At 53.8% G+C, this 12,617-nt stretch carries 10 protein-coding genes; 5 read left to right on the top strand and 5 right to left on the bottom strand.

What is annotated here, in order from left to right:
- Positions 1 to 694: 694 nt before the first annotated feature.
- On the top strand, positions 695 to 1,057 hold the full coding sequence (locus tag F1379_RS27635; protein WP_150275694.1) for a hypothetical protein: 363 nt from the start codon (positions 695 to 697) through the stop codon (positions 1,055 to 1,057).
- Positions 1,058 to 1,065: 8 nt separating this feature from the next.
- Here F1379_RS27635 and F1379_RS27630 read toward each other — a convergent pair whose 3' ends face one another.
- Both F1379_RS27630 and F1379_RS27625 read right to left on the bottom strand, forming a co-directional pair.
- Complete coding sequence (locus F1379_RS27630) at positions 1,066 to 2,019, bottom strand: serine hydrolase domain-containing protein (RefSeq protein ID WP_150275693.1); 954 nt, start codon at positions 2,017 to 2,019, stop codon at positions 1,066 to 1,068.
- Between the two features lie 121 nt (positions 2,020 to 2,140).
- Positions 2,141 to 2,935, bottom strand: coding sequence for a helix-turn-helix transcriptional regulator (locus F1379_RS27625; protein WP_150275692.1), 795 nt, complete (start codon positions 2,933 to 2,935; stop codon positions 2,141 to 2,143).
- Between the two features lie 159 nt (positions 2,936 to 3,094).
- On the opposite strand from F1379_RS27625, the gene F1379_RS27620 reads away from it, so the two are divergent.
- From F1379_RS27620 to F1379_RS27605, 4 genes are all read left to right on the top strand, one after another.
- Entirely contained in the window at positions 3,095 to 5,137 is a 2,043-nt protein-coding gene (locus tag F1379_RS27620; protein ID WP_150275691.1) for a carbohydrate-binding protein, read from the top strand.
- A 173-nt stretch (positions 5,138 to 5,310) separates the two neighbouring features.
- A complete protein-coding gene (locus tag F1379_RS27615) occupies positions 5,311 to 5,859 on the top strand; it encodes a polymer-forming cytoskeletal protein (protein ID WP_150275690.1) in 549 nt (182 codons plus the stop codon).
- Positions 5,860 to 6,112: 253 nt separating this feature from the next.
- Positions 6,113 to 6,886, top strand: coding sequence for an SDR family NAD(P)-dependent oxidoreductase (locus tag F1379_RS27610; protein WP_150275689.1), 774 nt, complete (start codon positions 6,113 to 6,115; stop codon positions 6,884 to 6,886).
- Positions 6,887 to 6,945: 59 nt separating this feature from the next.
- The gene (locus F1379_RS27605) at positions 6,946 to 7,500 is read left to right on the top strand and encodes a polymer-forming cytoskeletal protein (protein ID WP_150275688.1); all 555 of its coding nucleotides are present in this window, start codon (positions 6,946 to 6,948) and stop codon (positions 7,498 to 7,500) included.
- A 274-nt stretch (positions 7,501 to 7,774) separates the two neighbouring features.
- Here F1379_RS27605 and F1379_RS27600 read toward each other — a convergent pair whose 3' ends face one another.
- From F1379_RS27600 to F1379_RS27590, 3 genes are read right to left on the bottom strand one after another with little or no spacing between them, the layout of a single operon-like run.
- Positions 7,775 to 9,628, bottom strand: a complete 1,854-nt coding sequence (locus F1379_RS27600; RefSeq protein WP_150275687.1) for an ABC transporter ATP-binding protein — start codon at positions 9,626 to 9,628, stop codon at positions 7,775 to 7,777.
- Positions 9,625 to 11,460, bottom strand: coding sequence for an ABC transporter ATP-binding protein (locus tag F1379_RS27595; protein WP_150275686.1), 1,836 nt, complete (start codon positions 11,458 to 11,460; stop codon positions 9,625 to 9,627). The genes F1379_RS27600 and F1379_RS27595 overlap by 4 nt, the downstream gene beginning before the upstream one ends.
- 32 nt (positions 11,461 to 11,492) lie before the next feature.
- Positions 11,493 to 12,617 carry a helix-turn-helix domain-containing protein gene (locus F1379_RS27590; RefSeq protein ID WP_150275685.1) on the bottom strand — a complete coding sequence of 375 codons (1,125 nt, stop codon included), beginning with the start codon at positions 12,615 to 12,617 and terminating at the stop codon, positions 11,493 to 11,495.

Genomic DNA, 12,617 nt, shown 5'->3' with positions numbered 1-12,617 from the left:
ACAAGTAAGCGTGGTTGTCAGGGTGATGAGCTCATTCCTAAATTTAGAAATGAATGAAGGAAAGGAGAGGCCCCCGATGTACTGAGTTAGCGAAGCATGCTGGAATCGGCTGCAGCAACTTGAAGGGCCGGAAGTGACAACGGCTTTTCGCGGACCGTGGGCATGCGGGAATCCAAGCGAACCAAGATTCAGGAAACACCCCACTTAAGCAAGGCTACTTGCGGAAGAAAGAGGATGATTCCAATGAAAAAGGTTAGCGAAGCGTACAATTAAACGATAATCACATCAGGAGGAGCGTCAGTGAAAACGTGACTCGTGAGGATCGTGTACGCGGGAACTCACCCCATATGCTACGACATGGAGTAACAATCTCCGAACGGGAGCGCACGGGAAAGACTGAAATTTGAATTTGAATAACATTTACCATGTCAGGGATATGGAATTGTTGCTGGAGGAAATGATTGAATTGAATAGTTATTGTACCACATGAATCCCCGTTGCCTTAAGTAGTAAGGTAAGCGGGGATTTGTGCGTTCTCCGGACATGTTACATGAGAAGTGAGATGTACCTCATAGAAATGGAATTTGTTTTCCACTAAACTGAAAGCGGTATCATACGCGAATCGGCTGACTGCCACAGCAAGAGGGTGTAGGGCGGTTGCCGGTTACACTTTAGTTCAGAAGGAGACGATTCCGTGTTGTTCCTGCGAAAAGTTCCGTTCAATGCCTGGTTGTTTGGATTGCTGGCTGTCCAGTATGTGCTGATGCATCTGTTTTCCCTGGATATTCCCGCTTCGGTTACAGAAATGGAGCTTGCATTATTCATTGTGTACACTGCAGCGGAAATCTTTATGTTCATCTATCGCGGCAGACGGACAGCGGGAGGAGCGGTGGACGGCATGATCCCGCTGTTCTTCCTGGTGCTCTGGACGGTTTCTTTATTCTCGATGCTCCAGCGGGAGAGCTACCCTGCCGCTTTGACGGCGATTAACTCGCTGGGTGTGTTCACCGCATGCTTTATGCTGTTTGTAGAGTATATTTTTCTGATCAAAGATTGAAAGCGTTATTACGGGCAGGAGAGCAATCGCGGAGCGATGCAGCTGCGGAATACATCCGGCGGCGCCTGCTTTCTTGGCATACGCTGATCCGAGGTCAGAACAACTACAGTCTCGTGCTGAGGCACAATATAGACGAATTGCCCTCCGTATCCGCGTGCGTAGTAGTACTCCAGTGAGGCTGCACCTGCCGTAGCCTGATCCGCTGTGTAGCTGTCGCTCCACCAATGCCAGCCGTAACGGCCGCGCCGGGGCGGCTCGGTTCCGATAGCGGCAGCCGTTGAACGTGCGGCCAGCTCCGCTGAGATCAGCCGTCTGCCATCCTGTGCAAGCCCCTTCCGCAAATACAGCCCGCCGAAGGCCAAGAGGTCGGCAGGCCGCAGGGACAGCCCGAAGCCGCCGGTATGAATGCCCTGCGGGTCGGTCTGCCACAGGTATTCCTGTATCCCGAGCGGACCGAACAGATGGAGCTCGGCGAACCGGGCAGCGCTTACGCCCGAGACCTGAACGAGGATTGACGCCAACAGCTGGGACACCCCGGAATTGTATTCCATTCTGGTTCCTGGTGCTTCACGGAGACGCTGCTGCAATACATAATCGATCCAGTTCCCGGTCCGGGTCATCTTCGGAAAAGAATTAATTCCGCCGAACTCGCTCCAGTTGAAGCCTGCGGACATCGTGAGCAGATGCTCCAGTGTGATATCCTGCTTGCGGCTGTCGGCGTCCTGCCGAAGCTGCGGGAAATAATCGGCGGCCTTGACCGTCAGCGGCGGGAGCAGTCCCTGGTCCATGGCGATGCAGATTAGCGCCGAGAGAATGCTTTTGGTGCAGGAGTTGATCCTGTAAAGCTCTGTCGCCGCGCTCTGGTCCCGGTAATGCTCGAATACCAGCAAGCCGGCATGGCTGATCAGAGCGCTGCGAAGGTTCAGCGGTGCAAGGTCTTGTGCAAGTTGATCCAGATTCATAACATTGTAACCTCCGTGTCATCCTGAGATGTACACGTATCATATCATGAACGGAATACATGTCCCAAACCCGGACCGTCTTCAGGATGGTGCCGGGTTTATTTTATAGTGATAACAGCGTTCAATGGCGGTGCTTTATCCACTGTGCCCGGAACTTGCCTGGAGGCATCCCGTAAATGGCCAGGAATGCGCGGTTGAAGGTGCGCTGACTGTCAAAGCCCGCATTGCCGCAAATACTCGTCAAGGAAGCATTGGTGGTGAGGATCAGCTTGGAAGCATATTCTGCGCGAAGCAAGGCGAGATAATTTCGGAAATTCATTTTGATATGATTAGAGAAGATACGTGAGATGTAATATTTACTGACGCAAAATTCAGCGGCCAGCGCTTCAAGTGTTAGGGGCTCGGTGAAATGTTCTGCCACAAACTCTATGATCTTGCGCGGCAGCTCCTGAACCGGAGGCTGTTGCCTTGGCTGAAGCTCCATTTGTCGCAGCAAATGGGACATAATCACGTGCAGCCAGCCAAGCTTAAGCGTAATGTCATCCTCTCTGCGGATATGCTCAAACGCATAAAGGGCATCCGGATGAATGGAGGCTTGAGGGAGACGCGGGGCTAGGGGACGCACATTGCCCAAGCCGGGAAACAAGGCTCCCAGAAGCCTTGGGTGAAATATTAGGATCAGCGCCTCGGTATTCGCGGACCCGGTTCGGTGATAGCTGTGGATCATATCGGGAAAGATTATTGCAGCTTCGCCGGCATTTATGTTGTAAGCGATTCCATCGATCTCAAGAGCTTGTGCTCCGGAGAAGACATAAAGGATCTCAATGGAACTATGCAGATGGGCGGGGAAGCTTAATGGTTTACCGTTGCGGATCACGCTCATCTCGCTGGACCGAAATTCATAAAACGGCGGCATGGTTTTCCGGCCTCCCGTGCAAATTTTGGCTACTATTCGATGCGTTCTGTCTAATTTCATACCATGAGTTATGCTAAAATTCAAGCCATAAATACCAAATAATAGAATACTAGAGTGGAGTAGGGAACATCTGTAGCTATATTAAAGGAGGATATGAACATGGTTAAAAAGAATTGCTCTGCTCTGACCATCGCCTGCCTGGTAGCGGCAGCGTTGCTCACCGGAACAAGCGGCGTTGCGCAGGCAGCCGTCATTAACGCTATACCGAACGCCAGCAAGACCGAAAAGAGCTATAACAACAGCTTTCTGTCAGTCCCAGGGTATGCTTCGTTAGGGGTAAAGGACCGCAGCTCGTATGCAGGTACTTCTTATCACCGAAAGGTTGCGAACGGCAGGGAGTTCCTGCAGGCCATTCTGGATGCGGGCAGCGGCGCAGTTAAGGTGATCGAAGTTACAGATACGCTGAATCTGGGCTGGACGGAACTGGCATTAACCTCGGCGGAAAAAACGAAATACAGCTTTATCAGCAAGTATCCGGACCCTGCCAACGGGTTCACCAACCCGCTGCTCAGCACTTCCGGCGTATCGAAGCTGAATATCAGCAATGTTGACGGACTGACCATCTTCTCCACTTCGGGGAAGACCGTCAAGCATGCCGAACTGAAGCTGCAGGCTTCGGTGAATGATATGGTTATCCGGAATTTGAATTTTGATGAGATGTGGCAATGGGATGATTCCGGTGAGCATAAGGAGGTGGGCTGGTCCTTCATTAAAGTGAACGGGGCCAACAATGTATGGATTGACCATTGCAAGTTCTCCATAGCGGCGGACGGGCTTATCGACATGGAGAATGGTTCGAGCAACGTGACCTATTCCTGGAATGAGTTCGGGCTTGCGGCTGCCCAGAATCCTTCCTCCAGCAGCTCCATCTATCAGTCTATTGAATATATGGAATCGAAATATGCAGCCGGCACCCTTAACACTTCTACGAGTCTTTATTACAAAATGCGAAAGGAAGGCGCCAGCAAAAATCAGATTATGGCTTATGCGGCTTATCACTCCAAAGGGCATCTGGTTGGTTCAGGGGATAAAGATTTTACCAACTATGTCGGCTCAAACGGGGTTGAGGTCAAAGACGGCAACCAGAGGCTTCGTTTGACGATGGCCTATAACCGTTACACCAACGTCGGCTCACGCCTGCCGATGATCCGCCAGGGTGTCGGACATTTGTTCAACAACTATTTTGATAACTCCACACATCAGAGTGCAACGGATACGGTGGCTGCGATCTCTAAATATGGCGGTGACAAGCTGGCACGGGGTATGAATGCACGTAACGGCGCCTCCATCGCGGCGGATACCAATGTCTATAATAAGATCAATGAGCCGCAGCTTGGAGCCGAGCGCCAGGGAGACGACACGGGCAACATGAACGCCCCTTTTGACGTGCTGTTCAAGGATGCGGTGAATCACAGTCTGATTGTGAATTCCACGGTAACGAACAGCAGTGGCACCTCCTATACCGGCAGCAGCTGGGATAATAACGGTGTTAATTTATTTACGTCAGGCGTGAAATGGGATAACAAAGCCAGCATCGGTCAATGGGCCTGGTCCTCAGCGATTGTCGGAGTAGAGAATATGAGCAAGTCCAGTCCGCCGTCAACCCCGTTCACCTTCACTTACGGAACCAATGAACGGCTGCCCTATGCCTATACAACATTTCCGCTGTCCAGCGTTGTATCCGTGGTGAACCAGAATGCCGGGGCTGCCAAAATCACCCTCAGCGCCGCCGATTGGCTTCGCACACAGGTTTACGACGCTTTCGGAACAACGGAGGCGGAAAGCTACACCGGCATGTCCGGCGTACAGAATGAGATTAGTACAGAGGGCGGCCAGAATGTGGGATATATCGAGAACGGCGATTATCTGGTATTCAATAATGTTAACCTTGGCGCGGGGGCCAGCGGCTTTCAGGCAAGAGTGGCCAGCGCCAACGCCGGAGGCAGCATCGAAATCCGGCTGGACAGTCCGTCAGGAACTCTTGTGGGAACGGTTCCCGTCACGGGAACCGGCGGCTGGCAGACCTGGACGACCAAGACGGCAACACTCAGCGGAGCGACCGGTACGCATAATCTGTATCTGAAATTTACGGGCGCAAGCGGATATTTGTTCAACCTCAACTGGTTCAAATTTGTTCAGTAATATCATAAAATCATACCAAAGCCGGTCCGGGAAATATTCACATCGTCCGGACCGGCTTTGTTAAATTCAAGAAAAAAATGGTGTGAAAAATTTCACTATACAATCTCTAAATTTTAATATATTATAAGTTTATAAAATAAATTTATAAAAAGAAATTTAGGGGGAGTAACGAGATGAAACTGGTAAAGGTATTGATGGTGGCAGGAATTTCGGCGGCACTGCTTGCAGGCTGCGGCAATAACAACAACGCGGCGAATGATGCTGCAAGCCCTGCACCGGCAACGGAGCAGACAGACGCTACTTCGGCGGCTTCCATCGTCAATGAAGCGGATGCTTTTGTGAAAGCAGTCAGTGCTGAAGGTACCTGGATTGTAGCTACGCTGAACGACGTAACGGTTGAACAGGACGTAACAGTAGCTGGCGAGTTCCATGACAAGGGCCTGGCCGAGAACGATGTTTACCGTAAAATTGCTTTGTATGCCCAGGATGCAGACCACAACATTACCGCTTCCTATACGCTGACTGTTCCTAAACTGACCGTTCAAAGCGAGAACCTGCGCGTGCAGGGCGGAACGATCAAAGGCGATGTATACGTGGAAGCAAACGGCTTCAACCTGCATGAGTCGGCCAAGATTGAAGGCAACCTGTATTTTGCCAGTGAAGAAGTGAAGACAAGCGCTGTCATCGACGGTTCCGTAAGCGGCGAAACTGCCGTTCAATAAGCACTTATAACGTTGGAATAGTATGTGAAAGCCCGCAGCCCACTCTGAACACAAGAGAGGATTGCGGGCTTTTGCTGTCCATCGCTTCATGTCTTATACGGGAACGAACGGTACAAATAATACTTTACCAATCGTTCTCAATATGCTATGCTGAGAAACATAAAGAACAAGCGAACAAAAGGTTTTATTTTTTTGATTATTCTAGAATGACTGGTCTCAAAAGAATTACTCAAATTTAAAAGGGGGCATTAACATGGGGAAATTGGAAGGCAAAGTAGCACTGATTACGGGCGGCAATAGCGGGATTGGCCTGGCCGCAGCCCGCTTGTTTGTGGCGGAGGGAGCGAAGGTGGTCATTACCGGACGAAAATTGACGTCACTGGAAACGGCTGTGGAGGAACTGGGCGAAGCGAACGCACTGGCCGTGCAGGCGGATGCTGCTGATCCCGCAAGCTCGGAGCGTGCAGCAAGGGCAGCCGTAGAACGCTTCGGCCGGCTTGATGTGGTCTATGCCAATGCCGGCATTGCAGCAGCGACACCTCTCGGCAATACCGAGTGGTCTACGTTTGAGGAGGTGCTGCGAATTAACGTGACCGGCGTATTCTTCACGGTGCAGGCCGCATTGCCGTATTTGCAGGCCGGAGCGTCAATCATCTTGACCGGCTCGGTGCTGGCCAGCGCCGGACGGCCCGGCAATGCCGCCTATGCCGCAAGCAAAGGGGCGGTCAGCAGCATGACCAAAGTGCTGGCGGGCGAGCTGTCGCCGCTTGGCATCCGCGTCAACAATGTGGTTCCGGGGGCCACACGCACCCCGATCTGGAATCAGACGCCTGAAGCCTGGGAACGGTTCGCTGCAGTGATGTCCCGCTCGATTCCGCTCGGACGGCTGGGAGAAGCCGAAGAAGTTGCCCGGGCCGCATTGTTCCTTGCCTCCGACGATTCTTCTTATATTCAGGGCGCGGATATTAGTGTAGACGGAGGCGCCGGGGCTTCTCCGCTGGGGGCACCTGTTTATCATCTGGACTGATGGTTATATTATGGTATACCTCATAAAATGGGAGAATTATGGAAAAGGAGAAATCATTCATGAACAAATGGATTAAACTGATGGCAATTGCGGGCGTGTCTGCCTCGATACTGGCAGGGTGCGGCAACGGCAATAACAACGGGGCGAACGAAGCAGCCAGCCCTTCACCGGCGGCCGAACAGACGGATGCCAACTCGTCGGCTTCGATTGTCAACGAGGCGGATGCATTCATTCATGCGGTCAGCGCGGAGGGGACCTGGATTGTAGCGATAACGAGTGATGTCACGGTAGATCAGGATGTCGTGATATCCGGCGAATTCCATGACAAGGGAGCAGCCGAGAATGCGGTCTACCGCAAGCTGGCCCTTTACGCTCAGGATGCCGAGCACAATATCACCGATTCCTACACACTGACTGCCCCTAAAGTCACCGTGCAGAGTGAGAATCAGCTGGTACAGGGTGGTACCATCAAGGGCGATGTAGTAGTTGAAGCCAATGGCTTTACGCTGGATAAGACGGCCACCATTGACGGCAATCTGACCTTTGCCAGTGCAGAGGCCCAGGATTCGGCTACCCTTGACGGTACAGTGACCGGCGAAACGGCCGTTCAATAACAGGAAGATTGAGTAAAGGGATGCCTGAGCAGGCATCCCTTTTTTGCATGAATGATGGACGTACATTTTTCAGGTAACAAACTCTTCAATCTGAATTTTACCCGTCATAATAAGGCGCTCGAGACGAAGCAGGAATTCATCAAGATATTGGAAAGCATGGAGGTTGAAGTGTCTTGACCGGCAGGCTCCGGGTGAACGCCGGAGCAGTAACGGTGCAGAATGTATGCTATTCGAATGTATGCAATCTGTGGGACTCCTGCTCCAGCCATGGATTCTACAGCAGGGTCGTGGCGGGCGCAAGTTCTGCTGAGCCCCGGTCTTCTTGCTCCTCTGGGCGGAACTGGATCTGGTAGAGCTTCGTATATAACCCGCCACGCTCCAGCAGCTCGGTATGGCTGCCTTCCTCGACTATGCGTCCCTGGTCGATAACGACAATCCGGGAGGCACTGCGCACCGTGGAGAGGCGATGGGCGATGACCAGCGTCGTCCGGTTCTGCATCAGCAGATCCAGCGATTGCTGAACTATACGCTCAGATTCGTTGTCCAGCGCGGAGGTCGCTTCATCGAGCAGCAGCAGAGGGGCGCCCCGCAGGAACGCGCGGGCGATGGCCAGGCGCTGCCGCTGTCCGCCGGACAAGGTGGAGCCATGCTCCCCGATCACCGTATCCAGGCCCTGCGGAAGCTTATGGATGAACTCCTGGGCTCCGGCCAGACGGACCGCCTCGTCAATTTGCCCGTCGTCTGCCGAATCGACGCCGAAGGCAATATTGTCACGGATCGTCCCCGAGAATAAATAAGGCGTCTGCGGCACATACGTAATCAGTGACCGGGCTTTCTCCAGCTCGTGCTGAACCGGATGGCCATATACCGAGATCTGCCCGGCTGCCGGCGCGTATAGTCCGCAGCACAGCCGGACCAGCGTCGTCTTGCCTGCACCGCTCGGTCCGACGACGGCAACCGTCTCGCCAGGGCGGATACTCAGCTGAATTCCCGAGAACAGCGGTTCCGCCTCTTCCTGGCCGGCAGCATAGCTGAAGTAAAGATCCTCAATGCTCAAAGCATATTCCTGCCCCGGCGGGTTCACTGCTGCGGCAGAGCCGGCGGAGAGAGAGGCTTCAGATGATGAAGCCTTCTCCGGCTTCCCTTCGCCCGGCAGATCCATCACGGCGAAGACGCGGTCCCCGGCGCCCAGCGCTTCCTGTATTCCGCCCCAGGTCTGCGACATGAACACAAACGGCCACTGGACTCTGCCCATCAGTATGATAAAGGCCAGGACTCCGCCGGCGGAGGTGCCGCCGTGCACTGCGGACCAGGCAATCAGCATGGCGCAGACAATCATGACCAGGTTGTTGACTAAAGCGGAGGATTGCCACAGCAGGCCGTTCAGCAGCGTTCTGTGCTGCTGCATCTTGGCCAGCTTCATCCGTTCCGTCTCATACTTCTGCAGCAGCTTCTCTTCAAGCGAAAAGGAGCGTACCACCTTCATGCCCTGCAGCGTCTCCTGCAGAATCCCCCGCAGTTCTCCTTCCTTGGCGTAAATGTCCGTGGACAACCGGCGCAGCCTGCGGTCAAAGAAACGGCCGCACAGAAAGACGACCGGACCTGACCCGAGCGCCAGCATAGCAATCCATACATCCATCCTCGCCAAATAGATGAAGGAGACGAGGCAGAGCAGCAAATTGTAACCGAGATCATAGATAACCCCGCTTAAGAGGCCCATAGCCATTCCTGCATCTTTGGTGTTACGGGAGGTTAAATCCCCGGAGTGCATGGCTTGCAGCTGCGGGAAGGGCAGGCTATTCGTGCTGGCGAACAGCCTGGCCCGGAAATCCCAGGACATTTGTCCCTGGGTCATAAACCGGAAGAAGTGCTGGAGCATCAGGCAGACAATAATGATGGCGCATGCAGCCGCAGCGACAGCGGTCAGCCGGGTGAGAGAATCCATGCTGCTGCTGTTGATCGTATCAATAAAGACCTGCTGAATGGCCGCGAATCCGACATCGAACACCAGCTTGGCGGCCAGTGTCAGCACAGCGGCACCGAGTCCGAGCTTATACGGCTTCGAATAAGGCAGCAGCCGCCGGAACATGGGCCATAAACCATGCTTTAAGTGCGTGGTCTCTTTCATAGTGCTTCCTCCCGGAGTTCCTCTGCAGGCTGCAGCTTAGTCATACTCTCAACCATTGAATAATAATGGCCTTGGCGGGCAATTAATTCCTGATGGGTACCGGCTTCGGCGATCGTGCCCTGCTCGACATAATAAATCATATCCGCGTCCTGAATCGTCGACAATCTATGGGCGATAACGACCGTGGTCCGTCCATGCATCAGCTTCCGCAGCGCCTGCTGGACAATCTCTTCATTATAGCTGTCGAGTGCCGCTGTAGGCTCATCGAGGAGCAGCAGCTTCGGCTGGCGGACAAAGGCTCTGGCGATCGACAGCCGCTGCCGTTCGCCGCCGGAGAGCGTAATCCCCCGTTCGCCGATGACGGTCTCATACTGCCGGGTAGTGCTCATAATAAAATCATGAATACCGGCACTCTGCGCCGCTTCCATGACTTCCTCCCGGCCGGCGGAGGGATTGCCCCAGGCAATATTATCGTAGAGCGTGCCGGAGAACAGATAAGGCTCCTGCGAGACATAGGCAAGCTGGCGGCGCCATTCCGGCAGCGGTATGGCGGCAAAGTCCTGCCCGCCGCAGCGGATCACGCCCTCATCGGGCGGATAGACCCTGAGCAGAAGCTGCAGCAGCGTGCTCTTCCCGCTGCCGCTTGGCCCGGCGAAGGCGGTTACTTTGCCCGGATGGATTGCAAGCGAAATATTCTTCAGCACTTGCTCCCCGCAATAACCGAAGCCCACGCTCTTCAATTGGATATACCCCCGTGTGTATTCAGTCTCAGTTTCATTTGGAGTGGCGGAGGTCCGTGCATTTCTTGACTCTTCGCTGGCCGCAGGTTCTTCCTCCAGATCAAGCAGCTCGAACATCCGGCTGCCCTGGGCGAGCGAGGTCTGCAGCTCCGTCCACAGATTGGACAGCTTCGAGAGGGGGCCGGAAATTTGCTCAAAGCAGATCAGGAAGGCCGCGACAGCCCCCACATCAAGCCTCCCCCCGATGACAAGGTATCCGCCGTAGGAGAGGACAAACAGCAGCCCGCCGAGAACCACCGTGAACGGCAAATTATAACCGATGGCCTCCAGTCGGGTAAGCCGCTTATGCACCTGGAGATATTGCTGAACACGCTCCGAATACTGCCGCTGCAGTTTGGGGGCGAGAGAGAACGCGCGCACAACCTCAGCTCCTTGTACCGTGTCCTGAACGAACATCTGCTGATCCGCTTCAATCTGCTGGCGCTCCTTATACAGGGAGCGCATACGGGAGCTGAAAGGAAGCATAACCAGCGGTACAAGCAGGCAGATCACCAGCGTGCCGGCGGTGAGTGCGGGCTGGAGGGAGAGCAGATACATAATCAATAAGGCAACCTGCATGACATAGCCGAACATTTCGATGGTCTTCTGGTTGATGCCGTGCTGGGCGGCGGCTGCAGAGTCGTTGATGCGGCTGATCAGGTCAGCGGAATGATAGCGGTCCAAGTCTTTGAAACTCACTTTCATCAGCTTCCCGAGCATGGATACCTGGAGTCTGGAGGTGGATCTGGCGTCGAGAGCTCCCGTTATATACATCCTAAGAAAGCTGGCCGTGGCATCCGCGATCAGGATCACAAACGCCAGGACGGTAATGGAGCTGAACAGGGACATCTCCTGCTTGGTGGCAGCATTAATAATACGCCGCAGCAGCTCCGCCAGCCCGACTTGGGTAACCGAGTTGACGAGTGAAAGGAGGCACAGCAGTACATACCAGCCCCAGTAAGGCTTAGCCAGCTTTAGCAGGCGGCGGAAGATGTGCGGTTCGGCAGCGTGGTTCATTGCGGCGCCAGCACGGTTATGCAAGGACTTTCTCAAGCAAAGGCCTCCCCATAGAATGAATATGTGCTTTACAGGTATTCTTCTTGCTCCTCCAGCATCACCTTGGCTGTCAATGCCAGCAGTTCCCGCAGTCTCCCGGTGTGAAGATGATAGTACAGGCGGTGATCCTGGCGTTTGAGCTCGATAAGATCAAGGAAGAACAGGAAGTTGGCGTGATAATTGACGGCGGCCGGCGTAATGCCGAGCGCAGCTGCAATCTCCTGTCCGTAATGCGGCCGGCTGCGCAGGAGCAATAGGAAATCGAGCCGCCGTTTATCCGAGAAGGTCTTCAGGAACAGCTCCGTCTTCTCCCGCTCGGCAACCGGACCATAGATGCGCTCATTGTGAATGCCGAACAAGACCCAGCCGACAGGACCGTCTTCCGTATAGGCTTGTAGAAAGTGATTGTTGACCTGGGCCATAAAGCTGATATGAAAGGTAGTAGGAAACTCATACAGCGTCGGCTCATTCTTGTTAATTTCGCGGATGAACCGCTCAGGGTTGGCCAGGAAGAGCTTACGGTAATGGTTAACAGCTGCTTCGGATGTCTGCCGGAGCGGCTCCTTCCAATGTGAAAAGGCATCCTTATAGAACACGCGCAGCAGCTGCAGATACCGTCCTTTGGTTTCTTCCGGATAAGCGAGACATTCCAGCAGCGGCGCTTGCGCCCCTGCCACCTCGGTATGCGGCTGTACTTTGGCGACGAGCTGACTCAGTTTGTTCAGGTCGCCTTTGACCGCTTCCCAATCGTTGCCGTCCAGCAGCTCGTCAAATTTGTCATAGTACACGCCGCAGACCATTTCCGCTACTGCGCGCTCGGCAGGCTCTTCGGCGAGAAGGTCAATCCAGCTTTCGGCGGACAGCGGAGCTCGGTGCTTGCAAATGTAGTAATAGAACGCATTGTCCATGGCCTTATGCAAAAAGTTATAGCCGAAGAAAAACAGCAATTCCCTGTACGCATGCGGCGACAGGCTGGCTCTGGCCTGGGCGTGATAAGCGCTCGCCTGCGGGTCCAGCGTAATTTTGTAATCCTCGGCTATAGCCTCCATTTGCTCCTCGCAGGCAATCATGCCCATAGCGATGATCATTTCCATAGCCTCGTTATAGGCAAAGGAGATATTGTTCAACAGCATTTCTTTAATCGGTATTTCCAT

Origin of the sequence: Paenibacillus tepidiphilus, assembly GCF_008635795.1 — a bacterium.
Taxonomy (GTDB): Bacteria; Bacillota; Bacilli; order Paenibacillales; family Paenibacillaceae; genus Paenibacillus_AQ; species Paenibacillus_AQ tepidiphilus.
Note: the sequence above shows the minus strand (reverse complement) of the source record. Positions and strands in the feature narration are given on the sequence as shown.

Bases quoted from the DNA above. Each gene is read 5' to 3' on its own strand.
- F1379_RS27630 (WP_150275693.1), bottom strand. From the start codon at position 2,019: ATGAATCTGGATCAACTTGCACAAGACCTTGCACCGCTGAACCTTCGC.
- F1379_RS27625 (WP_150275692.1), bottom strand. From the start codon at position 2,935: ATGCCGCCGTTTTATGAATTTCGGTCCAGCGAGATGAGCGTGATCCGC.
- F1379_RS27620 (WP_150275691.1), top strand. From the start codon at position 3,095: ATGGTTAAAAAGAATTGCTCTGCTCTGACCATCGCCTGCCTGGTAGCG.
- F1379_RS27615 (WP_150275690.1), top strand. From the start codon at position 5,311: ATGAAACTGGTAAAGGTATTGATGGTGGCAGGAATTTCGGCGGCACTG.
- F1379_RS27610 (WP_150275689.1), top strand. From the start codon at position 6,113: ATGGGGAAATTGGAAGGCAAAGTAGCACTGATTACGGGCGGCAATAGC.
- F1379_RS27605 (WP_150275688.1), top strand. From the start codon at position 6,946: ATGAACAAATGGATTAAACTGATGGCAATTGCGGGCGTGTCTGCCTCG.
- F1379_RS27600 (WP_150275687.1), bottom strand. From the start codon at position 9,628: ATGAAAGAGACCACGCACTTAAAGCATGGTTTATGGCCCATGTTCCGG.
- F1379_RS27590 (WP_150275685.1), bottom strand. From the start codon at position 12,617: ATGGAAATACCGATTAAAGAAATGCTGTTGAACAATATCTCCTTTGCC.